Origin of the sequence: Paenibacillus sp. PastM-3 (assembly GCF_029893965.1) — a bacterium.
Classification (GTDB): Bacteria; Bacillota; Bacilli; order Paenibacillales; family Paenibacillaceae; genus Paenibacillus_AQ.
In genome coordinates, this window is the sequence record NZ_JARXXP010000014.1 from 1 (window position 1) to 23,686 (window position 23,686).

Here is a 23,686-nt window from a genome sequence, read left to right on the forward strand (position 1 = left end):
TTCGCGGAGCGTCCACCCAAGTGAATACGTACATCCTACTCCAAACCAAGGGCCGTCCCAAGTAGCCATTTCATGGCTTTTGGGACAGCCCCTTATTTTTGCACAACAGCTATTCGCTTATTTCCTGCAATGCTTCCCAAGCCTCAAGCGTTCCGAAGCTTCGCGTCCAGGAAGCAACCCCGCCAAGTCCGAACGACTTCGCGAGTTCTACTCTTGCTTTTAGGGAAACCTTGTCTTCGATCCAGATTCTATGAAGACTGCCATCCTCTTTATACTCAACATAATGTTGTCCCGTCTTGTTATCGAATGAAGGCGTCAGCTTCTTTTCTGCCAATAGCTCCTGGACTGTTTTCATTCCGACAGCCTTAGAGCTGACTTTGGTCTCTCCATTCTCCGTTGTCTCGGTCCAAATCCGTGTGTATAAAGGCACCCCGAGAATCAGCTTCTCGGCCGGTACATCATCTTCCTCTATAATCCGGCTGATGGAATTCTCGACCCATGGCAAGGATGCCACGGAGCCCGCCTTGGGACTGGACGCCCAATGCTCGTCATAAGCCATCACGATCAAAAAGTCCGCTGCTGCGCCAAGAGCCTTCCGGTCCAGGAATAGGGACCACATTTCACTATTGGACTTGGGGGTAACATCAATCGAAACAATCAGATTCTTGGCCTGGGCCATCGGCTTCAGCTCCCGCATAAACTGCGTAACATTGCCTCCGTCCTTGGTATACACATTCTCAAAGTCAATATTAATACCATCAAGATCATATAAGTCGGCATACTCAAGCATCTGCACAATCGTCGTCATCCGTCTTTCATAGCTCGATAACGCCTCAGTAGTAAGGTCGGCGTCAAAGCTGTTGCTAAGCAGAGCCCAAACCTCCATATCCTGCTTGTGGGCCCACTCTACATAGGCCTTGTCCGCTTTGCTCCGCACATTTCCGTTAACATCTACAATGCTGAACCAGGTCGGGCTGACCACATTAATCCCCGGAAGCTCACCGAAATTTGCCGGGTTAGGCTTACGCTCATATACGGCTTCCCAGAACAGATTCACAGCCTTTCCTTTCCAGCTGCGTTCTGCACGCGTAGGCTCGTACTCCTGCTGCTGAACGTTCTTTTCACCGTCTGCGGTAATGTCTTCAGCTTTAATATAACCTGCATATCCGCTGCTCATCTGCACATACAGCCATTCCTCATCTTCATCATCAGTATTCCAGATCCGCACAACTGTCCCTGGAGGCATGTCCGCTACGATTGGCGCATGAAGGGTCGCCTCACTCCGCAGCGCCTTGGTGCGGTCGCCCGCTTTTCCTTTGACTGTGCCGATTGGCACACTCTCTCCGGCAGTCATCAGCAGGACAGCACCTGTACTACTATCCTCCTCTACCTCCAGACCATACAGCTCCTCAAGGGAGTCTGCCGGAAGATAAGTTACCCCATCCTGTTCCTCGGGAGCTAGCCTGAGCTGAACAGGTTCGTTATTCAGGCTAGCTGAAGTTGAATCCTCCTGCATATATAGCAAATCATTATCCGTAGACAGGATAACTGACTTGGTAGCTTCTTCATAACGGATGGCCGGATCAACATACTCCTGCAATAACGGAAGCGGTAACAGCAGGCCGTCACCTGTACCGCTGGCCGAGTAGCCGGTTAGCTGCCCCTTAACAAAAATCGGCTGCTGCAGTCCTTTCCAGTCGGGATCGGTATGCTGCCGGTTAGGCAGTACATAAAAAACGACCCAGTAAGCGGCTGCGGCAATGATAACAAGTCCAATAAAACGGCGAAGACGGCTTCCACGCTTTTTAGTGCGTCCTTGTCTCTGTCTGCTCTCCAAAATATATCCTCCAAAACTATCAATAGATTTAAGTGCAGTAACCAATTTTAAGTATACGCTATATTTGACGCTTTGGTTTCGCAAATCTGCTGGAAGAACCGGCATTATATGGCCTCAATGTTTCCAGCTAAACAAAAAACGCGTGGCAGCCGTTAACGGATACCACACGTTATAAGATCGTTTCCTGACTATAAGCAACTCTACAGCTAATGCTTCTTTTCACTGCAGCATTGGCAGACTCCATACATCTCCATCCGCAGTCCGTGAACCTTGAAGCCCGTTGCCAGCTCGGCCGCGTGCTCAACCTCATGAAGCGAAGAATAGCTAAAATCTTCAATTTTACCGCATTCCTGGCAGATGACATGATAATGATCGGATACATTGGCATCAAAGCGGCTCGAATTATCACCGTAGGTCAACTCACGCACCATTCCGGCTTCCATAAACATCTTAAGATTGTTGTATACTGTCGCCACGCTCATGCTTGGAAACTGCGGCTCCAGCGCACGATAAATATCGTCTGCCGTAGGATGATTCAACGCTTCCATCAGATACGTCAAAATCGCATGACGCTGGGGTGTAATACGGACACCGGTAGTCTTCAATTGTTCCAATGCATGCTGTACGCCACTACCCATCAATTCCACCGCCTTTAAATTAAAACAATGATGTAAAAATCCAAAACTATACTGCAATTGTAAAACCCTGCTTTGAATGTTGTCAACGTGCCAAGTACATTATATTTATTATTATATAATAAAAATTACTTTTTTCAATATTCCTTCACATTTAAACTGCTGTTCCCTTCCACATTCAGCTTGAATTCGCCGGTGCCCACTTCGCCGGAGACGTTTTTTTTGTCAATGACCAGTCCGGCAATGTCCGTGCTGATATTCCCGTAACCACTAGACCCGTTCAACGTATAGTTGCCAGCAGCAGGCAAATAGAGATTGATGTCTCCTACCGCGCTGTATACCTCCCAGTTACCGCCAAGCACCTCTGAGCGAATATTGATTGTACCGTTCAATGATTCTGCGTGCAGCTTCGCCCTTGCACCGTCAACTTCGAGATTACCGTTTTTGCTGGACAGATTCACTTCATCTCCGCTGCCTGTGGCGGAAATATTGCCGACAACTGTGGAGAGCTTCAGCGGACCGGTAATATCCCAGGCATCCATGCTTCCGCCTCCTGTTGAAAGCTCAACGCTTCCTTGGACGGTACGTGCACGGACTGCGCCGTTCAGCGTTTTCCCCTTTATATTCCCGAGAATGCGGTGCAGAATCAGCTCACCGTTCCCCGTCTCCAGGGCAATATCCTCGATGGCCTCTACGTTCTGTAACGTTATGCCGCCGTTCATTGTCCGGACATCCAGATTGAACCGCCGGTCTTCCGGGAGCGAAATATCCAGATCTATACGCGGCTGGCGTTTGCCGGAATCGCCGTAAGCCTGGTATTGGGGAGTGATTTTGATCGTCGGCCCTTCCTCTACTTGTACAAAAGATTGCTCGGAAACCGCTTCAGCCTGCGCACCTTCCAGTTCATCGACCCACACAGTAGCTGTAATCTCAATGTCCTCCACAGTGGCGCGGTGGATCAGGATATCCCCGTTAATGCCGTCAACTGTAATTTTGGAGGTGTTAAGCTCAACCGGAACAATCAGCGGTGCCTTGTCATACCGGTTGCCCGTAGCCTCACCGTAATCCACTGCTGCCACAGTCAGGTTCATACTGACCTTGTTCCACAGGTACAGATAATGCTCCTGCTCCGCCACGATAAATACGCTGGAACCCAGCATCAATGCTGACAGCAGTCCGCGCAGATCCATTCGGGGCCTTGATGCTTTCGTTGTTGTCCCTCTACGGCGTGTAAACAAGGTGATCAGCAGATACTCCACGCCCCACAGCACGGGAATCAGCGGCCACCACTTGAGCAGCAGCAGCATAGTCTCGGTACCGTTAAGCCAGTCCAGCAGCAGAAAAGCACCCACACCTGCCAGCACCACAGCCGCTGTATACCGGCCTACCCGGCGGGGACGGCGTTCATCGCTTCTTCGGATCAGGATGCTTTTAGCAATTTCGCGTACTCCCAGCCACAGCGCACAGAGAATCAGCACTCCAGCAACCACGGCACCCGCATAGCTCTCAATGAATTGCTGCAGCCAGGGAGGCTTTTGCCGGAAAAGGAACATAAGCGCCCCGCCGATAAGCAGCATCAGTCCAAAGGAAATCCCCGGCTCGCTGATCCAGGATCTGGCTGTCTTTGCCGCTGTTATCGGCAATTCAGGATCAGATTCCTCCGGCAGCCGCAGTATACGGTCTGCAGACTGCAGAACATCAAACACATTGTAGAAATAAACGACCGGAATCAGCAGTGCCAGTAAAATAAGCAGCGGAACGTTGATCTGCATGCCGATAGAGGAGAAATACAGCATCGCCGCGATATCCAGCAAAATAATGAACAGGAAAGAAATCCCCTTGCGGAGAAGCCCCAAGTAAAGGTGTCCGGCACCCGGAATAACGGCTGCGAGCAGCCCTGCTATAAATTTGCGCTTCCGGGGGCGTTTTTTCTGGCGCGGCGGGATTACAGGCGTCTTTGACAGCATAACAGATTCATCCTGCTGTTGTTCGGAACTCATATCGGGACTCTTCCTTTCTCGAAAGGTATAGTGCTTCCTGCTCAAGGCCGCCCACCCCGGTAAAACTCAATCAGCTCCACTCCCGGAGCCACTTCCTCTACATTCGCAGGAATGAATCCATGCTTCGTATACAGTGTGACGGCAGGGTGATTCAGCTTCCCTGTAGATACTATAAACTGCTCTATCCCGGAATAAAGCCCAAAAATAAATTCCAGCAAACTGCCGGCTATGCCTTGGCGGAAATGCTCCGGATTCACCATCATCCGGGTAACCGTCAGCTTGCCGGGTGTTTCCTCGAGAACAGCAACGGCACCCATCAGATCTCCGCTCTCATCAAAGCAGCCGTAGAACGCCTCTTTAACCGCCGCCAGCATCTCTCTCGTCTCCATCAGCGGAGGGATTTCATGAAAGCCGATCATCTCTGCCTCCAGCCGGTAGGCTTTATGCTGAAGACTCCAGAGCTCACTTAGGGTGTAATCATCCTGCAGATCCAGCCTGATTATTGTATTCATCCGCACATTCCCCTTATATGCCGCTCAGGGCCTGCCGTTTGCCGACAAGCCCTGAGCTGAAGATCCTATAATGAATTACCCAAAACCGGTTCTAGCCGTTCAATACTTCAGCCAGAAGTGTGTTTACAAGACCCGGATTGGCTTTGCCTTTGCTTTCTTTCATGACTTGCCCTACGAGGAAGCCGATTGCTTTCTGCTTGCCCGCCTTGTAGTCCTCTACAGACTGCGGGTTCGCTGCTACAACAGCTTCAACGATTTGCTTAATCGCACCTTCGTCACTGATCTGCACAAGGCCCTTTTCTTCAACAATAACAGCAGGCAGCTTGCCGCTTTCCAGCATTTCCTTAAATACGGTTTTGGCAATCTTGCTGCTGATGGTGCCGCCCGCGATCAGGCCGATCATTTCGCCCAGTCCCTGCGGGGTAATCTTGACCTGGGATAGTTCAAGGCTGTTGCTGTTCAGATACCCGAGCAGATCACCCATCATCCAGTTGGCAACGGCTTTGGCATCCTTGGTATAGGCCAGGCTGCCTTCGAAGAAATCAGCCAGCGGTTTGGAGGAAGTCAGCACGCCGGCATCATAGGCAGGCAGCCCATACTCTTCGCTGTAGCGGGCCTGCCGGGCATCCGGCAGTTCCGGAATAGTCAAACGGATGGATTCCTTCCAGGCATCGTCGATATGCAGGACAATCAGATCCGGGTCCGGGAAATAACGGTAATCGTGGGCTTCCTCCTTGCCGCGCATGGACAGGGTTTTGCTCTGGGCCTCATCCCAGCGGCGGGTTTCCTGCACTACCACTCCGCCGTCATCCAGGATCTCGCCTTGGCGGAATTGTTCATATTCCAGACCGCGCAGTACGCCGCGGAAGGAGTTCATGTTCTTCAGCTCGGCGCGGATACCGAATTCCTCCTGCCCCACAGGGCGCAGGCTGATGTTGGCATCGCAGCGCATCGAGCCTTCCTCCATCTTAACATCGGAGACATCGCAGTACTGCATAATCGCGCGGATCTTTTCCAGATAAGCGCGGGCCTCTTCAGGCGAGCGCAGATCGGGCTCGGAGACAATCTCGATCAGCGGAGTACCTACACGGTTGAAGTCAACCAGCGAGGCAAAGCCGCCGTCAACGTGGGTCAGCTTGCCCGCATCTTCCTCCAGATGAAGACGGGTAATGCCGATGCGCTTCGTTTCGCCGTTCACCTCGATGTCGATCCAGCCGTTCAGGCCGATGGGCTGATCGTACTGTGAGATCTGGTAGGCTTTTGGCGAATCGGGGTAAAAGTAGTTCTTGCGGTCAAACTTGCTGACATCACCGATCGTACAGTTCAGCGCCATCGCCGCTTTCATTGCATATTCAACCGCCTGGCGGTTCAGGACCGGCAGCACGCCGGGATGTCCCAGGCAGACCGGACAGGTGTGGGTGTTGGGCGGAGCTCCGAATTCCGTCGAGCAGCCGCAGAAAATTTTGGACTTGGTATGAAGCTCCACATGAACTTCCAGCCCGATGACCGTTTCGTATTTAGACATAAATGATCTCATCCCTTAAAAGTTTTGTGAGCCTGTACTCGTACACAGTCTTATCCGGCGGAGCTTACAGCTGTGGCCGCTCTTTGTGGTAATCTGTATTCTGTTCGAAGGCATGAGCTACGCGCAGCACGGTGCTCTCGTCAAATTCCTTCCCGATAATCTGCAGTCCGACCGGCAGGCCTCCGGCAAAGCCGCAAGGAATGCTGACCGCAGGAATGCCGGCAAGATTGACCGGAATGGTCAGTATATCATTCAAATACATCGTCAGCGGGTCTTCCGTCTGCGAGCCCAGCTTAAAGGCCGTCGTCGGCGCTGTAGGGCCGATGACTACATCATATTTCTTGAAGACTTCATCGAAGTCCTGTTTAATCAGGGTGCGCACCTTCTGCGCCTTCAGATAATAAGCATCATAATAACCGGAGCTCAGGGCATAGGTGCCGAGCATAATCCGGCGCTTCACCTCAGGGCCGAAGCCGCGGCTGCGGGAATTGTGATACAGATCCAGCAGGCCGCCGCCGTCATCGACGCGGACACCATAACGGACACCGTCAAAACGGGCCAGGTTGGAGGAAGCCTCCGATGAAGCAAGCAGATAGTAAGCGGCTACCGCATATTCGGTATGCGGCAGGGAGACCTCTTCCCACACAGCCCCAAGACCTTCAAGCACCTTCAGTGCAGACATGACCTGCTCACGCACGGATGCCTCCACGCCTTCGCCGATATACTCCTTCGGCACGGCAATGCGCAGTCCGGAGATGTCGCCGGTCAAAGCGCTGAGATAATCGGGAATATCCACCTTGGCCGAGGTGGAGTCCTGGGCGTCATAGCCTGCAATAGCCTGCAGGACATAAGCGGAATCCTCAACATTGCGGGTAACCGGGCCAATCTGATCCAGCGAGGAAGCGAAGGCTACCAGGCCGTAGCGGGACACCAGGCCGTAGGTTGGCTTCAGGCCGACCACTCCGCAATAGGATGCCGGCTGGCGGATAGAACCGCCCGTATCTGAACCCAGGGCGAATAATACTTCTCCGGCAGCTACAGCCGCTGCCGAGCCGCCGCTCGAACCGCCGGGAACATGCTCGAGATTCCACGGATTGCGCACGGCGCCGTAAGCAGAATTCTCATTGGAGCCGCCCATGGCGAATTCGTCCATGTTCAATTTGCCGATGGTTACCGCATCGGCCTGACGCAGCTTGGAGACGACGGTCGCATCATAAATCGGCTGGAAATTGTCCAGGAATTTACTGGCACAGGTAGTGCGTAGCCCCTTGGTTACAATATTATCCTTGACTCCCGCAGGAAGGCCGAACAGCAGGCCGCGCGCCGCACCGGAGGCCAGCTTGTCGTCCAGCATCCGCGCCGACTGGCGCGCCCCCTCTTCATTCAGCGTTAAAAATGCATGCACCTTGCTGTCACGCTCAGCGATTGCAGCCAGCGATTGTTCCGTCAGTTCGCTGACGGAAATGTCCTTGCTGTGCAGCTTGTTATGTAATTCAGGCAATCGATATTGAAACAGGCTCAACATTCTTCCTCCTTTCGGTATAGTTATTCCAGTACAGCCGGAACCTTGAAGTGACCCTCTTCATCCTCAGGCGCATTAAGCAGGGCTTCTTCCTGGGACAGGCTCTCCTTCACCACATCATCGCGCATCACATTGCTGACCTGCAGCACATGTGTAGTAGGCTTAACATTCTCTGTATCCAGCTCATTCAATTTCTCAGCATATTGTAAGATAGCATTCATTTGTTCAGTAAAAACAGCCTCTTCTTCCGGGCTTAATTGCAGTCTGGCCAGCTTGGCCACATGCTGCACATCTTTGACAGTAATGCTCATACCGAATATCCCTCCTGTTTAAAGGGCTAAAGCGCCCGGATAACGTTTTTAATTATATTGTAGAAGCCTGGACAATTCAATGTACTTGTCCTTCCGCACTTATCTGCATAACAAAAAGACCGGCTTTCGCCGGCCTTCCTTAAATCCAGGCCCGGAGATTCACCTGTTTGATGAATTCCGCCTGGGACAAGCTCTCTTTAGGTGCTGCTTCCGCCTCCGGGACTTCCGCATCATCGCCGTTCATCAGATGATGAAACAGCTTCTCGTTATGTGTTGACAAAGCGTAGTCGATCAGCGCTTCATGGGTCGCTCGTTCGGCTTCCGCCTCCAGCAGCTGCTCTTCTGCCTCAATATCCTCCGCAGTCACATAAAAATTCCTGTTAGCCTGAGGGACACGGATGACATAATCGAACGCATTGTCCGGATTGCGGTCATAAGCAATCAGGTAGCCGTAGTCTCCGATAGGAAGACTCTGTTCAAACGCGTCAGCAACAATGACAATTTTCTCTCCCAACCGCAGCATCGCCTTACCTCCTGCTCCAAAATCTATCATGGTTCTACTTGTTTCAACAGTCTACTAGAAAAAGCTAGAGCTGTCCAGCAGCTGCAGGAGTGTTAAATGAAAGTTCACAAAATTTTTCTGAAAAACAGCATTTTATAGCACAGGCTCAGCGTTAGCGTCCCTGCCTGCGCCGCTGCGGCAGCACAATGAACAGCAGGTAAACGATCAGCGGAGTTGGAGAACCGGTCATCCCCCATAATCCCCAGAACCAGGCAGCCCTACCTTTATCACGCCTGCGGGCATCACGGAACATCCATGTTCCCTGAACCAGCAGTATGGCTGCAATGACAGCCCACAGCCAATAAGGCACATCATGCAGCTCCTTCATTGATCTCTTTCCTCCAGTCGCCGCCTGATCCTAACGGCCGCCAGACTGCCGAGTACAGCAAGCGGAATTACCGCTTGAAGAACCCAGTAAACAGCAGGCGCAACTCCCAGAACGGCCAGAACAATGCTAAGAAGGAATAGTGCGGCCAGCCAAAACAGCAGCAGCTCCCGGCGGCTCTGGCGGCGTCTGCGGATAGCTTCTGCTGCCAAAAACTGCTGCATTGCCGGCAAGGACGGTGCCGGGATGTCATCATACTGCGCATCCAGCCGGTCCAGCTCAGCAGACAGCTTGTTTAACAGCTTCATGTTCCCTGTATCATTATTCATCCTCTTTCAGCTCCTTTCTCAGCTGCTGTAACCCTGCAGACACACGCGATTTAACGGTTCCCGGCGGAACTTCCATAATGCTGCCGATTTCTTCATAGCTGTAGCCGTAATAATGCTTCAGCAATACGGCAATACGCTGGGGCAGCGGCAGCCGTGACAGGGCATCGAGCACCTCGCTCCACTCCAGATTGCGGCTCTCGAACCGCCAGCGGATGGCCGCTGTTCCCCGTTCCTGGCGCAGCCAATCTGCTTCCCTTTTCCAGCGCCGTTTGCGGTCAATGTATAGCCGGGTTGCAATCGTGATCAGCCATGAGGAGAATGCGGATGTGCCGTTATAGCTGCCGATCTTCTCCATAGCGCGAACCACGGTGTCCTGTGCCAGCTCCTCCGCCAGGGAAGGATCCATGGTAGCTTTGATTAAATATTTGAACAGGAAGTTGTAGTGCTCCCGCAGAAGCCCTGCCAGCGCCGAAAGATCGCCCTGCTGCGCCTGCCTTATTAACTCCAGCGTCCCCTCGCTCATCAGCTTCTTACGCTCCTCCTCCATTTATGGCCATCTGTAATACGTACAGAATTGCCGGATCGTTCATTCACCGTCCCGGTTATTTTGCAGCTCCCACAATCTGCGCCGCCAGGACTGATAGCGCCCCCGGCCGTCAGGAAACCGCCAAAAACATAAATGGCCCGGTGTCTCTCTGAGCACCTCGGTCTTCTTCGTCTTTGGATAGTACAGCGCCTTTCCCTCTATGCTTTCAGCCTTTAAATCGGCTTCGCTTAAGTTGGAGTAATCATATAAATCAATGATATCGTTCTTCAATTAACTTCCTCCTATACAAATAAAACCCGCATACACAGACAAAAAAAGAACGCAAACCGGGATTAATTCCGCAGTCTGCGTGCTTCGCGAGGTAAATGTTACATTTAATTAACGTTATTGTAGCAACTTTGTATCCTTCTGTCCATCTCTATTTTCTCGCTTTTTGTCGCTAAGGAAGGAATAACGTCACTGCATGGGTACGTAAGGATTGTTCCGGCGCTCGAAGCCGATGGTCGTCTTCGGGCCGTGTCCGGGGTATACCTTCACTTCTTCGTCCAGACGGTAAAGCTTGCCGCGCAGCGAATCAACCAGATCACGCTCCCGGCCTCCCGGCAGATCCGTGCGTCCCACACCAAGCTTAAACAGGACATCTCCGGAAAAAAGATCATTCCCGCACAGGAAGCTGACGCTGCCCGGTGAATGGCCCGGGGTATGAAAAACCTTGAAGGTAAGCCCGAGCAGCTTCAGAATCTGACCCTCGGCCAGATCATATTCCGCCGGCTCTGTACTGATCGGAGGTGAAGCCTCCGGCCACATCAGTGAACCGTTCAGCTTGGGGCTGACCAGCCACTCGCTTTCCAGGGCATGAACATATACCGGACATTTTTTGTCTTTGCGGATTTCATCCACGCCGCCTATATGGTCAAAATGGGCATGTGTCAGCAGGATGGCTTCAATCTCCATATTCTCTATGGCGCGTACAAGTGCAGCAGGATTCATGCCGGGGTCGATGATCACTCCACGCTGCGGGTCAGCTCCGGTCAGAAGATAGGCATTGGTCTGGAGCGGACCCAAATTATAAGAACGTATATTCAGCATAGGATCAGAAACCGGAAATCAGGCTGCGCAGTTCTTTGACGATGACTGCGTGCGATTCCGTACCTTCCCCGTAGGCTTGCCCCATTGCCTTGCGTACTTCAGCAATTTTGCTGTCGTAATCGGCGGCTTCCCGGTCCGGATTCTCCTGTTTGAAAGCCCGCATCAGCGACTGCACATGCTCCGGACGCGGCCCCCAATGGCCCAGCACGTAACCGCCGGTATCAACAAAAATAACCACAGGCACCGATCTTCCGCCCATCGTCAGGAAGTCGTCCATCAGATCCTGATTTTCTTCCAGAATCAGCACTTCGGTCTTGATGCCTGCGGTCTCCAGAATCCGGAAAACAACCGGCACATTGCGTACAACATCGCCGCACCAGTCGGCAGCCAGAATCAGCACGCGCAGATCATCGCGGTGGTTCAGGCTTTCAAAAAATTCACGGTCATCCCCTTTCTCCCAGGCAAACTTCTCATACCAGGATTCAAAGGCCTGCTGATTTTTGGTCATGCTCTCCACGAACTGGCGCGGGGTCAGGCCTTGGCCGAATTTATGAGCTACATTCTGCTTCATGCTGCACTACCTTTCTTTTTGGAGTTATACCATTTGAACAGGAAGTAAATAACGATAATAGCGATAGCGACCAGGATAAGCTCATGGGTATATTTGCCGGCAACCTCATCAATCGTCTCCCATTTATCGCCCAGGGTGTACCCCAGATAGACAAACAGGGCGCTCCAAGGGATTACTGCCAGTGTAGTCAGCAGCGTAAATTTACCCAGCGGCATACGCGAGATGCCGGCAGGCACTGAGATCGCATGACGGACAACCGGAATAAATCTCGCGGTAAAAATAACCCCTGTACCGTACTTTTTGAACCATTCCTCTGAATGGTCGATGTGCTTTTTGTTAATAAAAATGTACTTTCCGTATTTCTCCAGTACCGGTCTTCCGCCATAACGGCCGATCCAGTAGACAAAAATCTGGGCTATGACACCTCCGACTGTTCCAAAAATAATGGCCCCGAAGAAGTTAATGTCGCCCTGTGAAACCAGATACCCACCGAAAGCGAGTACGATTTCACTCGGAATGACCTCAATCATCAGTCCGATCATAATCCCGAAGTAACCCAGACTCTGAATCCATTCGAACAGATGCGAGATCAGATCAGATATATAATGCAACTGCAGCCCTCCTCCCTTTTGAATACAGAATGTAAACGTCCGGAAATCCCGGCATTTTTTCTGCTATGTACCAGCCTGCTCCTAGCTTATTCTAGCATATGCGGCCTTACAACTTCTACTTGCGGCCCGTAACCGAAGATCGTCATTGACAATTACAGGATTAAGCGCAATTATATATTTAGACAATTATTTAAATATCGAAAGGTCGGACAGAACATGAATGAATCTTTTAAGGCGCTGGCCGATCCAACCCGGAGACAGATCATCCGGCTGCTGCGTGAGAAGGACCGGACTGCCGGAGAGATTGCCGATTATTTTCAGATGACCAAACCCAGTATCTCGCATCACCTGAGCGCCCTGAAGCATGCCGGACTGGTTCAGGATGAGCGCAAAGGGCAGTTTATCGTATATTCACTCGATACGACTGTGCTTGAGGAGGTTCTGGGATGGTTTCTGGAACTGACAGGAGCCGGGAAAAACAGTGAAGCTGAGCCGACGGCAGCCGGGGATCTCCCCCGCCGGAAGCTCCAATCTGACAAGGAGGAATTGTGATGAAGGATTTTAAGTGGACATGGCAGGACACGCTGATCGTTGTTTTGGGTGTGCTGACGCTCGGTTACGCGCTTGCCAATTACAGCAGACTGCCGGAGCAGCTGCCTGCGCAGTTCGGCATTACCGGAGAAGTGAACCGGTACTGGCCTAAAAGCTCGATCATTATCCAAGGCGCCGTCCTGGGCCTCGTGCTTCCGCTAGCCATGCAGTTTATCCGCCGGATTGACCCCAAGAAGGACAAATACAACAAATTTACCGGAGCTTACAAAATGATCCGTCTGGCTATCGCCGTTCTGATGGATGCCATGCTGCTGCTTTCTGTAACCAAAGGCCTGAATCCGGATTTTGCGGCGGGTAAGCTTGCAATTGCAGCCTTGGGAGTACTATTCATCGCGCTGGGCAACTACATGCCGCAGATTAAAGACAACTATTTCACCGGTATCAAAACACCATGGACGCTTGCAAGCCCCGAGGTCTGGCGGAAAACCCACCGCTTCTCGGGATACATGTGGGTAGCCGGCGGGATCTTACTGATACTCGCCGCCTTTCTGCCAAAGACTGCGTCCATCAGCCTGATTATCACCTCCCTGCTGATTGCCGTCCTTGTTCCCTATGTTTATTCGTGGCTCATTTCGCAGCGGATGAAGGCGTAGGACGGCGGGTACAGGCATGAGCCCGGTACAATCTAGTTGGAAAATCGGCACTTAATTCTACGATTTCTTTGTGTTTATAAGATTTAAGTGGATTTTTGCTATTTATTTTGGGCTGTTTGCCACCCAGTTCGGGAATTCAGGCATTATTAAGTGGCGTTTTTCCAACTAATATCCGGAATAGAAGTTAAACAGCGATTTTTAGTAGCAAAATTCCACTTAATCAAGGCAATCTCTTAAGCTCCCTGACGAAAATGGAGCCTTAACGATGCATATTGGCTAATAGGGAAGACACGGAGGATTTGTTGGGTAAACAGCTGTACAGGTTCTGCTATTTGAGACAGAGGATAACCCTCTCCTACTTAAAACCGGAGAGGGTTAATAGGCTTGTGCCCAGTTTGGCTGCACTTGCTGCCTTGGCGCACATTGCCAGCTGCTGCAACCAGCTTATCCAGCTCCGCGCCCAACTCCTCAGCTTTAATTGAAAATTCAAACTCCCGGTCATTGTGCTCCAGGCCTTTATTGTGCTCCTGGAATGCCAGCAGCCGGTATCTCCTCAGCAGCTCCTGTCCGGCACCCGCACTGGCTGCGGCACGCTGCAGATCCCCTTGTGCCAAAGAACGGCGGCCCATCTGCAGCATGCCTTCTGCTGCCCTCCTCCACTTGAAGGCGTTAAACCTGTCCAAATCCATGCTTCTTCTCACCCAGTAAAGCGCGGTCCCCGGCTCATTGCCTTTCAGGCAGGCTTCTGCCAGCAGCCAGTGCAGACCGGCATCTCCCGGGGAGTACTCAAGACTGCGGAGCAGCAGCTCCTCCTTCTCTTCCTGCGGAAGCAGTCCCGCAAAGCTTACAGCTATACGGGGATCGTACGGATTGTGATGCAGTGCTTCCTGGAGCAGCCTACTCTGTACTACAGGATCTGCAGCACGGGCAGCCTGGCTGAATAAGCTCTCCCCCTTCCACAGCTTGAAGGAAAGGCCGCTCAGTATTAGACAGAAGCAGACTGCCGTTATCAGCAATACCCGCAATCCTGCCTGCTGTGCTGTAGCAGAGCGATTCGTATGCCTCTGGCGGCATAAACCTGCTCCTGTACCAGCCGGCAGGGCTGCCGGTTGGATCATGAGATGGGGCGAGCCGGCAAGCGCTCTTGCTGTCAGCAAGAACAGCAGCAGCCAGAAGAGCCCGTAGCTCCAGCTGAAATCCACTGCGCCGTGCAGGAGGATGACTAGCAGCGGGGGCAGCAGCCCGGGGGCGTTCCTGCCCGCCAGTATTCCTGCTGCCAGCAGCATGAGCAGCACAGCGGCACTTCCGACGATACCGAGATTCAGCAGAATATCGAGGTATCCGCTGTGGACCTGGCTGCCCACGTAGGGGCGGGACTGGACAGCGAGGTACGCGCTGCGCCAGGTCTCGCCCCCCTGCCCCAGCCAGGGGGCTTCCCCCGCGAGGCGCCAGGCGTCGCGGTAAAACAGCCCGCGGGCGGCGGCCGTCGGAGACGGCCCGCTGATCCGCCCGCGCAGCAGTGCCAGGACGGCGCTCCCCGCCGCCGTCCACAATCCCGCCGCCAGCAGCATGGCGGCGAACTGCCCGCCCGCCGCGCCCCGGCAGCGGCGGCACAGCCACAGGCCGGCGAGCAGCGCGCCGGCCCAGCACCCGGCCAGCAGCAGCAGGCCGGGCAAAGGCTCTGCCGCCAGCCCGGTGCGGGCCAGCTGGCGGTACAGCAGCGCCGCAGCAGCCGCGGGCGCGGCGGCGCAGACCAGAAGCGGCGCGGCCAGCCGCCGCTTCCAGAGCAGGGCTGCGGCGGCGGCGCAGGCCGCAGCCAGCAGTGCGCCGCGCGACTCGCTGAGCAGCAGCGCGGCGGCGTACGGGAACAGAGGCAGCATGCACAGCAGCTGCCTCGCGGTATTATGCGCGCGGAGATGGCCGCGCGCAGCCGCCTCCGCGGCCGCCACGGTCCGCTCCAGCAGGAAAATGGCCATCACGGCGCCGAAGGCATTCGGATACTGGAGCAGCCCGCCCAGCCTTGCCCCGGTAGCACTGACTGCCGGGGAGTCCGTATAGGCAATGGCATAACGGAGCGGCAATCCGCAGGCAGCCAGCAGGCCGCTTAGACAGAGGGTCATGCCAAGCGTATGCCAGAGTGCTGCAAGAAATCTGGCCCCCCCGCGGCTGCCCGCACAAACAGCGGCGAAATAAGCAAAGCTTCCATACAGCCCCCAGCGCAACAGCTCATTAAGCGTTCCCTGCACCGACAGCGGCCCCCTTAGCAGCTGTACGGCATATAAGGCAAAAAAGATTATGGGACAGCCCAACAGAACAATAAGCGTCCAATTCCCGGCCTGATGTGAACCTCCGGTATTCCCTTCACCCGCCTCCGGCCCCTCCAAAATGTTTGCCCTGCCTCCGGCAGCTCTTCCGCCGCTGCCCGCAAAGACGGCAAAAGCAGCACACAGGCCGAACCATACAGCCAGAAGACCATACAGTTCCCGGGCAAAAAAAAGCCCGCGCAGCAGGCATGCTGCTGCTGCAGCCAAAAGCAGCATGCCTGCACTCCCCCAGCTCGTAAACCGCCGCAGCCGGGGCCAGATTCGGTTGATTTCCATCGTTACCTCCATGTACCTTGTTATCCGTCAGTTTTCCCGCAAATTGGAAAATTTATATACCGGAATCCCAAAGCAAACAGGACAGTGCTGCTCCCGGAGGAAAGAACGCTGTCCTGTTCATTGCAAGCATTATAGGTACTATCTGTACGGCAAGACTTCCATCGCCTGCAGCTCCCGGCAGCCCTTAGTCCTGCGCTGTTATCTCCGCTGGCAGCAGGTCTGCGCAGACACGCTCAAGATACGGCTTGGCACCCAGAAAATCACGGAAGGCGCTGTACTCACGCCATTTAGCGGCGTTGTCCCCGCCGCCCGCCTTGACGGCGCGGATAAGAATATTCTTCGGGGTATGCTCCATGTCGATGAACTCCAGCAGCTGGCTGCGGTAACCCATCAGATCCAGCAGCTTGGCCCGGATGGCATCGGTGGCAAGCGCCGAGAAGCGCTCCTTCAGAATGCCGTGCGACAGCAACGGATTAAGCACCTCGTTCTCCACCTGATTGAACAGCTCATGCTGGCAGCACGGTACAGAGAGAATAACCGAAGCGCCCCAGCGGACCGCTTTTTCGAGTGCGGCGTCCGTTGCCGTATCGCAGGCATGCAGTGTGACCACCATATCGACCTGATCCAGCTCGTTATAATCAGCAATGTCCCCTACAAGGAACTTCAGCTGGCTGTAGCCAAGCTTGGCTGCCAATTGGCTGCAGTGGGCAATGACATCCGCCTTGAGGTCAAGTCCGACGATATTCAGCTCCCGGCGTTCACGGACGGCCAGATAATGATACAGCGCAAACGTCAGATAGGATTTGCCGCAGCCAAAATCGACAATGGTTAGCGGGCGTCCGGCCGGCAGGTCAGCCAGTACATCCTCAACCATCTCCAGAAAGCGGTTGATCTGGCGGAACTTATCGTATTTTTTGGCCAAAACCTTGCCTTCGCTGTTCATAATCCCCAGCTCTACCAGAAATGGCACCGGCTCTCCTTCATCCAGCACATAGCGCTTCTTGCGGTTATGGGCCAGATCAGGCGCCTCCTCCTTGCTGGCCGATTTCGTCAGGATGGATACTTTATACTTCTTGCTGATCAGCACCTGATAGTCTGCCTCAATCGTGCACAGCAGCGCCTGGCGGAAGGTTGCCCGCAGCAGCGCCATCATCTCGGCTGCAGCTTCTTCAGCAGGGATATTCCGGTGCTCGACCTTAGGGCCGGTATAGTAGGCAAACTGATAGTGCAGCTTGCCTTTAAGCTCGACGGGCTTGATCTGTACTTTGGTGTAGGATACCTCACCTTTACTGCGCAGCTGGCTTAATGTCGCCGTTATTAAGGTACGGTTGTTAATCAGTTGTACGATTAATGTATTTAAAGATTCCACAGGGTACATCTCACTTTCACATATTAAAATAAAGAACGGGTTCGCCTTGAGTAGCCGTTATATTATAGCATGTCCTCCACCGGGATATTATAACAAGCTGTTGTATAGTCTGCTATCTGTAAACAAAACGGCCGCTTCCTGTTATGCGCATTAGAAAAAATAAAGCACAGACGCCTGTTAATGATGCTCCCCAGGACATCTGTGCTAATTTAATTAGCGCTGCTCCTGCTTCGCTGCAGCGGTAATTCTCTCCCACTCGGCCAGCCCCTGCTGCACTTCCTCCAGCGGCAGGCCGCCAAGCTCCAGTGCTTCCGGAGACTTCTGCAGCAGCCGCCCGTAGAGCCCGTGTCCTTCCGCAGCAACATCCACACCCTGCTCCCACAGCCGGTACAGGCTGTCTTCCGCCTTGGCATAGCTGCCGGCCGACTCCAGGTAGGAGAGCAGCAGGCGTTCTGTTTTGACGGGTAGCTGGTAGCCCTCGGTTTCCTGCAGCAGCTCCTCCATCTCCCTGTTCATATTCAGCAGCTCACGGTCGGCGCCATGCAGGTCCGCACGCAGAAATAAATGCAGGGAGCGCATGTACCGGAACAGCGCTGCTTCCTTATCGCCTGCAGCCGCGTAGATGCCTCCTTCTTCCTTAAGCAGCCGGGCCACACCCTGCAGCTTGTCGGACTCAATGATGCCGCCAAGCCGGAACATTTCAACAATATCTTCAGCAGACAAGGAGTTCAGCAGACGGGAATTCAGCCGGAAATGCCGGTTAAGCAGCTCATCCACTTCCCATAAAGCTTCCGTTGTCTTCCTTTCCTGCTTGAGTGTAAGCACCTTGGCCACCATGGCCGTCATATCTTCAATCATCCGTACGATATAGTCTCTCCGAAACATCCGGCAACACTCCTCCCAGGCTATGCGCCCTGTTTTATTAGCCGCAGTGAGCAGTTAATCATCCTTAAAAATCATCTTAAACCATTCTATCCCTAGGCGCCACTGAACAGTACAGCGGAAGCGGAACCTGTTGTCCGCAAATCATTGACAGAGGCATAAGGAATCTCATATAATAAGTCCAACTTATTGATCTGGATTCCAGATTATCCTGTTATACAGATTATAATCTTATACTAGAATAAGGTGACATACAGAAATGAATGAACCGAATACAGCCTCCCGGCTAACCCTGACAGAAGAACAGAATAAGCTGCTAGAAAGTGCGCTGCGGATTAAAATTATGCACGCATTGGCGGATGAACCATTGACCTCCAAGCAGGTTGCCGAAAAGCTGCAGAAAACACCAGGCAATATTCATTATCATATCGTCAAGCTGTTCGAAGGCGGACTGCTCGAGATTGTCCGTACAGAAGCAGCCGGGGGAATTATCCAGAAATTTTACCGGTCTAAAGGAACCTTTTTTCACTCCGGACAGCTCAGCGGCTTCCAGTTCCGTCAAGAAGACAGGATTGAGCATTTTATCACCCGGCTGACCTTATCCCCCGCTGAACTCAGTGATTTTCAGCAGGAGCTGACTCAGCTGATTATCTCCTGGGAGTCAAGGTTCACCCACGGGGATGAATACGGCGTGGAATTTGTCATCGGGCGCCTGCCCCGTTCAGACTATGAGCCAGAAGCCGGAGGAAATTCTGAATGAACCCGGTTACAGTAACAGAATCAGCAAGCCGCAATCCTTTTCGTAAATTTGCCACCCTGTTTACAGCATCGCAGGCGTTCCCTTATCTCTGGCTCGGAAATCTTATTTCCTTTCTGGGCAGCTCGGTAACTATGGTAATCCTGCCTGTCCTCGTCTATTCCATGACCGGTTCGACCAAGACTATGGGCTTCGTAATGGCCATTTATATGCTGCCAAATGTGATTATGCTCCCTGTATCGGGCCATATAGTGGACCGATACGACAGAGTAAAAATTATGATATCGGCTGATATCGCCAGGTTTGCCATTATGGTCGCCATAGCAGTGCTCTCGCTTACCGGTGCATTAAGCATTCCGCTGCTATATCTGTTTATGGGCCTATATGGCATGCTTGACGGTTTGTTCCGCCCAGCTTATTCTGCAACCCAGGCTACGGTATTTACACCGGATATCCGGATTGCCGCCAATTCGTTGACACAGATGAGCACCCAGGCGGTCCGCCTGATCGGACCTGCGCTCGGCGGTCTGCTCATTACTCATCTGTCAGCTGGCATCGGTTTCGGGCTCGATGCTTTTACCTACATTCTCTCCCTGTTCTGCCTGATTTACCTGCGCAGAGCGCTGACGACCTCCCTGAGGGGCAGGTCTTCGACAGACTCTGCCGGAGTTCAGGAGGTATCTGCAGCGGGAGCACCTCATGCCTCCCCGAACTGGAAGGATGATTTCAAAGAAGGGATCGCCGTGCTGCGCAGTCACCCGTGGCTCTGGATCACGATTATCACCTTCTCGTTCTTCAATATCTGTTTTGCCGGAGTGACCAGCATCCTGATCCCCTGGCTGTTCAAGGTATACCACGGATGGCCGCCTTATATATACGGGCTTGCTGTTACCTGTTCCGGTGCCGGAGCCATAGTTGCCGGACTGGTGTACAGCCTGCGCCAGCACTGGACCCGCCGCGGCATTATGGCTTACAGTGGGGTCATCCTGAGCTGTCTCGCCCTGTTCCTGATGCCGTTTATTCCGAATGCGGCTGCGGCAGTTGCCCTGTTCACCGTGGAGGGATTCGGGCTGATGATCTTTGGCCTGATCTGGGAAATCAGCCTGCAGGAGCTTGTTCCCCAGGAGGCTTTCGGACGTGTGGCCAGTCTGGATCTGCTCGGCTCCTTCGCCCTGCTGCCGGTAGGTTACATTCTGGTCGGCTGGCTGGCCGATCAGATCGGCGGCCTTCCTACCATCACTATCTTTTCCGGTCTTGGCATCCTGTGTGCCGCCTCGGTGCTCTGTCTCCCGGCAATCCGCAGGTTCCAGTAATGCACAGCCCAAAGAGGCAGCACTCCGCTTGTCAGCAGAGGCTGCCTCTTTGGGCTTCCGGTATAAATTTCCTCCGGCCCCTTATTTCCTGGCTGCCGGTATCTGTACAAAATCCTTAATAATCTCCGACAGACGCTCCGGCGCTTCATACATGCTCATATGTCCCGCACCGGAAATGGTCGCCTTGGTTACATTCGGCTTGTCTGTTGTAAAAATCCGTTCAGGCGGCACCAGACCATCTTCCGTACCCGCTACAAGCAGTACCGGCAGGGCGGATGCCGAAAGGACATCCCGGCGGTCCGGACGTTCCCGCATCGCAAGCAGGGCACCAGCCGCGCCCTGCGGCGGAGTCTTATAACCGATCTCCTTAGCCCGTTCAAGCAGCCGGGAAGCTGCGCCTGGAGCGAATAATCCGGGTACCAGGGCATCAACAAATGCGGTAATCCCTTCATTCTGGATCGTGCTGACGCTCTTCAGACGCTTCTCCCGGGCCTCCTCGCCATCCGGATGACCGGTGGAGTGAATCAGCCCGAATCCCTTCAGCCGGGAAGCATGACGCTGGGCAAAGGATAATGCGACATAACCGCCCATGGAATGGCCCAGCAGATACACTTCCGGTATCTCCAGGTAATTCAGCAGGGATAGCACATCATCAGCCATCTGATCAATACTGTATGCGCCGAGCGGAGCCTCCGACGCGCCATGTCCGCGCAGATCGGGAGCTATTACCCGGTAGCTGCCGCTTAGAAAAGGAATGACCTGCTCAAAATACGCAGAACTTCCGCAGAAGCCGTGAAGCAGTACGATAACTTCGCCCTGCCCCTGATCACTGTAACAAATATTGCTTCCTTCACAACGGATATTTTCCATGACAGCTTCCTTCTTTCTATGTAATGGCTAAGACCTGTTCTACATTATTAAGCTAGAACGGTTCATCTTGAAACGCCTTAAGGAACAAGCCCGAAACCTTTTGCTGCAGCCAGGGCAATTTGCTCGGCCATCTGCATTACCCGGTATAGCGGTGTCGTCTGCAGTGTCCGGTAAGGAAAAGGTCCGTTCACCCCGACGATGGCGGCCAGACTGTAATTTCCCACCTCAGGCAGACACAGGCCTACCGACTGGGCCGGACGCAGCGGTTCGCTGGCGGCAAAATAATACCCTAAGGCAGCCGGCGGCCCCAGACAGGCATCGATGGCTATAATCAGCTGCCCTTCCGGAATCGCAGCAATCCGTGCAACCAGATTATCCGCATCACAGGGCGACGGCAAAGTGCCGGTGACATGCGGGAAACCGTATTTCAGCAGGCCGCTGCCGGTCAGAGGGCCGAGGCTATCGCCTGTAGAGCGGTCTGTCCCGATGCACAAAAAGGTGATGCGCTCAGGCGGATGCTGCTCAGCGATCTCCCGGAAGAAGACACTCAGCCGGCCGGCATCCATCTTGATCCGTTTTCTGCTCTCCTGCTCCCTGATTGCCATTGTCCTCTCCTCCTTGTAGTCTGAGTCTGAATGTCTGCCATAATTCCTTTTAATTTAACATGTTTCCGGGGAATTGGACAAAAAAATGGTGTTTCTTTACCCTGTCATGATAAAATACATCAGAAGGAACGGAACGCCGAAGTTAATTTGACGTGGCGGTATTACCGGGTTATTTTACTTAAGAAAGGACTGTTTGTACTCCATGGATTTATCAAAGCCCAGCCAGGAAAATGTGGAATATATGATTGAGGGCATCAAGAGCAAGCTTAAAATGGCCAGCGCGGCAGCCATGCAGGCATCCGCTTTCTCGGTAGACCACTATGAGGATATTCTTGATATTTACGAGGTAGCCATGGGCAGCGACCGGCTCAGCATCTCCCAGGTAGAAGCCCTGGTCTCCGAGCTTGGCCGCCTGCGGAATAAATAACAGGCCTGAAACAAAACAGGAGCTCTCTGCCTGATGCCGTCATCTCCGGATGATAGCAAGGCTGAGAGCTCCTGTTCCTATCTTTGTGTAAGCTCGGGAAATCATTCTGCATTATGGAAGGTCAATCAGGATGAACTCTGCATCCCCTTCGCTGCTTGTCCCTTTTAGCATCAGATCACAGCTTTTGCGGATACGTGCGGCGTCACCGGGCTGCAGTTGAAAAGTCCCTTCGCTGCAGCTTACCTCCAGATTGCCGGCAATCAGATAAAGATGTGTGCGTCTGCCCTCCTGCCGGGAATACTGTACTTCCCTGTTCGTTTCAAGCACCGACAAATAAATCGATACATCCTCCCCCAGCTTCAGCACCCCTTCCGCCTCTGTACCTGAGGCCACCTGGAGCATGGTATTCATCTTCAGCTCACGCGGGAAATATTTCGCATCCCAGGCCGGCGTAACCCCCGGACGGTCCGGCAGCAGCCACATCTGCAGAAAGCGCACATGGTCTGCAGGCGACGGATTCGTCTCCGAATGGTTGATCCCTGTTCCTGCGCTCATCACCTGCACGCTTCCAGCCTGCAGCTCCGCCTGATTTCCGAGATCATCCTGGTGCTTCAGCACTCCCGAGATTACATAAGTAATAATCTCCAGGTCATGATGCGGATGCTCCCCCATGCCCTGTCCCGGTTTCAGCTCATTGTCGTTATGTGCGAGCAGTGCACCAAAGTGCGCATTGCTGGGATCATCATATTCGGCAAAGGAAAAGCTGAATTCGCTGCGGATCCACTCTCTATTCGAAGTATGACGCTCTGCTGACGTGACAATTTTTATCATAATCTTCGCACCTCCAAAAGATGTTTAGAAGCTTTTTAATCATAAAAAACGGGTTTTTTTGCCCCGCTCATATGGATGAATTGGCGCCTTGATTATGTATTTCTTACCCTTTACCTCTCCTTGTCAATCAGCCTGTTTTACTATATTATTCCAGTGAAAATCAGACCGGTACTCCTCCCTCCACTGTTCGTTCAATTGCCTCTGCCGCTTCATTTTCTAGGCTTATAAGTCCAGCTCCCCGGTCCTGTTCCGCCAGCTTAAACCTGGTATCTTCCCGGCCGCAGCTGTAGTATTGGCTATTCTTTCCTGAACCCTCCTGCTGTTTCAGCCCATATCCCCACGTTTATATACGAAGTAAGAACCTTCAGGCTTTCCTGAACTCCAACTGACGGCAGCTGCCATAGCAGTCCTGCTGCGACCGGTTAGAGGCTGTCCGATTTTGGAATACCAT

At 53.2% G+C, this 23,686-nt stretch carries 26 protein-coding genes; 5 read left to right on the plus strand and 21 right to left on the minus strand.

What is annotated here, in order from left to right; genetic code table 11:
• Positions 1 to 109 precede the first annotated feature (109 nt).
• The 15 genes from M2108_RS18885 to uptA all read right to left on the minus strand — a co-directional run bounded on the left by M2108_RS18885 (position 110) and on the right by uptA (position 12,376).
• Complete coding sequence (locus tag M2108_RS18885) at positions 110 to 1,837, minus strand: glycosyl hydrolase family 18 protein (protein ID WP_277470920.1); 1,728 nt, start codon at positions 1,835 to 1,837, stop codon at positions 110 to 112.
• Positions 1,838 to 2,043: 206 nt separating this feature from the next.
• Positions 2,044 to 2,475 carry a peroxide-responsive transcriptional repressor PerR gene (gene perR / locus M2108_RS18890; protein WP_277470921.1) on the minus strand — a complete coding sequence of 144 codons (432 nt, stop codon included), beginning with the start codon at positions 2,473 to 2,475 and terminating at the stop codon, positions 2,044 to 2,046.
• 134 nt (positions 2,476 to 2,609) lie between these two features.
• Positions 2,610 to 4,472 (minus strand): DUF4097 family beta strand repeat-containing protein, encoded by a 1,863-nt coding sequence (locus M2108_RS18895; RefSeq protein WP_277470922.1) that lies wholly within the window; start codon positions 4,470 to 4,472, stop codon positions 2,610 to 2,612.
• 41 nt (positions 4,473 to 4,513) lie between these two features.
• Entirely contained in the window at positions 4,514 to 4,984 is a 471-nt protein-coding gene (locus M2108_RS18900) for a GNAT family N-acetyltransferase (protein ID WP_277470923.1), read from the minus strand.
• Between the two features lie 91 nt (positions 4,985 to 5,075).
• On the minus strand, positions 5,076 to 6,521 hold the full coding sequence (gene gatB / locus M2108_RS18905) for an Asp-tRNA(Asn)/Glu-tRNA(Gln) amidotransferase subunit GatB (RefSeq protein WP_277470924.1): 1,446 nt from the start codon (positions 6,519 to 6,521) through the stop codon (positions 5,076 to 5,078).
• 52 nt (positions 6,522 to 6,573) lie between these two features.
• Complete coding sequence (gene gatA / locus M2108_RS18910) at positions 6,574 to 8,031, minus strand: Asp-tRNA(Asn)/Glu-tRNA(Gln) amidotransferase subunit GatA (protein WP_277470925.1); 1,458 nt, start codon at positions 8,029 to 8,031, stop codon at positions 6,574 to 6,576.
• A 23-nt stretch (positions 8,032 to 8,054) separates the two neighbouring features.
• Positions 8,055 to 8,342 (minus strand): Asp-tRNA(Asn)/Glu-tRNA(Gln) amidotransferase subunit GatC, encoded by a 288-nt coding sequence (gatC, locus tag M2108_RS18915; RefSeq protein ID WP_068729629.1) that lies wholly within the window; start codon positions 8,340 to 8,342, stop codon positions 8,055 to 8,057.
• 139 nt (positions 8,343 to 8,481) lie between these two features.
• Positions 8,482 to 8,865 carry an ATPase gene (locus tag M2108_RS18920; RefSeq protein ID WP_277470926.1) on the minus strand — a complete coding sequence of 128 codons (384 nt, stop codon included), beginning with the start codon at positions 8,863 to 8,865 and terminating at the stop codon, positions 8,482 to 8,484.
• A gap of 151 nt (positions 8,866 to 9,016) precedes the next feature.
• Positions 9,017 to 9,232, minus strand: coding sequence for a hypothetical protein (locus M2108_RS18925; protein ID WP_277470927.1), 216 nt, complete (start codon positions 9,230 to 9,232; stop codon positions 9,017 to 9,019).
• On the minus strand, positions 9,229 to 9,558 hold the full coding sequence (locus M2108_RS18930; RefSeq protein WP_277470928.1) for a DUF5345 family protein: 330 nt from the start codon (positions 9,556 to 9,558) through the stop codon (positions 9,229 to 9,231). The genes M2108_RS18925 and M2108_RS18930 overlap by 4 nt, the downstream gene beginning before the upstream one ends.
• The gene (sigY, locus tag M2108_RS18935; RefSeq protein ID WP_277470929.1) at positions 9,551 to 10,105 is read right to left on the minus strand and encodes an RNA polymerase sigma factor SigY; all 555 of its coding nucleotides are present in this window, start codon (positions 10,103 to 10,105) and stop codon (positions 9,551 to 9,553) included. The genes M2108_RS18930 and sigY overlap by 8 nt, the downstream gene beginning before the upstream one ends.
• Positions 10,106 to 10,144: 39 nt before the next feature.
• Positions 10,145 to 10,375, minus strand: coding sequence for a hypothetical protein (locus tag M2108_RS18940; protein WP_277470930.1), 231 nt, complete (start codon positions 10,373 to 10,375; stop codon positions 10,145 to 10,147).
• Positions 10,376 to 10,561: 186 nt separating this feature from the next.
• The gene (locus M2108_RS18945; RefSeq protein WP_277470931.1) at positions 10,562 to 11,194 is read right to left on the minus strand and encodes an MBL fold metallo-hydrolase; all 633 of its coding nucleotides are present in this window, start codon (positions 11,192 to 11,194) and stop codon (positions 10,562 to 10,564) included.
• Positions 11,195 to 11,198: 4 nt separating this feature from the next.
• Entirely contained in the window at positions 11,199 to 11,765 is a 567-nt protein-coding gene (locus M2108_RS18950) for a thioredoxin family protein (protein WP_277470932.1), read from the minus strand.
• Entirely contained in the window at positions 11,762 to 12,376 is a 615-nt protein-coding gene (uptA, locus tag M2108_RS18955) for an undecaprenyl phosphate transporter UptA (RefSeq protein WP_090720237.1), read from the minus strand. Before uptA ends, M2108_RS18950 begins: the two co-directional genes overlap by 4 nt.
• A 216-nt stretch (positions 12,377 to 12,592) precedes the next feature.
• Here uptA and M2108_RS18960 point away from each other — a divergent pair, with 216 nt between their 5' ends.
• Positions 12,593 to 12,928, plus strand: a complete 336-nt coding sequence (locus M2108_RS18960) for an autorepressor SdpR family transcription factor (RefSeq protein WP_277470933.1) — start codon at positions 12,593 to 12,595, stop codon at positions 12,926 to 12,928.
• Positions 12,928 to 13,581: an SdpI family protein gene (locus M2108_RS18965; protein ID WP_277470934.1), complete on the plus strand. Its 654-nt coding sequence runs from the start codon at positions 12,928 to 12,930 to the stop codon at positions 13,579 to 13,581. Before M2108_RS18960 ends, M2108_RS18965 begins: the two co-directional genes overlap by 1 nt.
• Before the next feature lie 359 nt (positions 13,582 to 13,940).
• Here M2108_RS18965 and M2108_RS18970 read toward each other — a convergent pair whose 3' ends face one another.
• The 3 genes from M2108_RS18970 to M2108_RS18980 form a co-directional block, all read right to left on the minus strand.
• Positions 13,941 to 16,181: an O-antigen ligase family protein gene (locus M2108_RS18970; protein WP_277470935.1), complete on the minus strand. Its 2,241-nt coding sequence runs from the start codon at positions 16,179 to 16,181 to the stop codon at positions 13,941 to 13,943.
• Between the two features lie 184 nt (positions 16,182 to 16,365).
• The gene (locus M2108_RS18975; RefSeq protein ID WP_277470936.1) at positions 16,366 to 17,559 is read right to left on the minus strand and encodes a class I SAM-dependent methyltransferase; all 1,194 of its coding nucleotides are present in this window, start codon (positions 17,557 to 17,559) and stop codon (positions 16,366 to 16,368) included.
• Positions 17,560 to 17,763: 204 nt separating this feature from the next.
• Positions 17,764 to 18,435, minus strand: coding sequence for a DUF6483 family protein (locus M2108_RS18980; RefSeq protein ID WP_277470937.1), 672 nt, complete (start codon positions 18,433 to 18,435; stop codon positions 17,764 to 17,766).
• Between the two features lie 256 nt (positions 18,436 to 18,691).
• Here M2108_RS18980 and M2108_RS18985 point away from each other — a divergent pair, with 256 nt between their 5' ends.
• A complete protein-coding gene (locus tag M2108_RS18985) occupies positions 18,692 to 19,192 on the plus strand; it encodes an ArsR/SmtB family transcription factor (RefSeq protein WP_277470938.1) in 501 nt (166 codons plus the stop codon).
• Positions 19,189 to 20,502 carry an MFS transporter gene (locus M2108_RS18990; protein ID WP_277470939.1) on the plus strand — a complete coding sequence of 438 codons (1,314 nt, stop codon included), beginning with the start codon at positions 19,189 to 19,191 and terminating at the stop codon, positions 20,500 to 20,502. The genes M2108_RS18985 and M2108_RS18990 overlap by 4 nt, the downstream gene beginning before the upstream one ends.
• An 81-nt stretch (positions 20,503 to 20,583) precedes the next feature.
• On the opposite strand, the gene M2108_RS18995 is transcribed toward M2108_RS18990, so the two are convergent.
• Both M2108_RS18995 and yyaC read right to left on the minus strand, forming a co-directional pair.
• A complete protein-coding gene (locus M2108_RS18995) occupies positions 20,584 to 21,372 on the minus strand; it encodes an alpha/beta fold hydrolase (RefSeq protein WP_277470940.1) in 789 nt (262 codons plus the stop codon).
• 77 nt (positions 21,373 to 21,449) lie between these two features.
• Entirely contained in the window at positions 21,450 to 21,977 is a 528-nt protein-coding gene (gene yyaC / locus M2108_RS19000) for a spore protease YyaC (RefSeq protein ID WP_277470941.1), read from the minus strand.
• 202 nt (positions 21,978 to 22,179) lie between these two features.
• Between yyaC and M2108_RS19005 the strand changes: the two genes are divergently transcribed.
• Positions 22,180 to 22,404, plus strand: coding sequence for a DUF1128 domain-containing protein (locus M2108_RS19005; protein WP_068729779.1), 225 nt, complete (start codon positions 22,180 to 22,182; stop codon positions 22,402 to 22,404).
• Positions 22,405 to 22,515: 111 nt separating this feature from the next.
• On the opposite strand, the gene M2108_RS19010 is transcribed toward M2108_RS19005, so the two are convergent.
• Entirely contained in the window at positions 22,516 to 23,235 is a 720-nt protein-coding gene (locus M2108_RS19010) for a pirin family protein (RefSeq protein ID WP_277470942.1), read from the minus strand.
• Between the last annotated feature and the right edge of the window lie 451 nt (positions 23,236 to 23,686).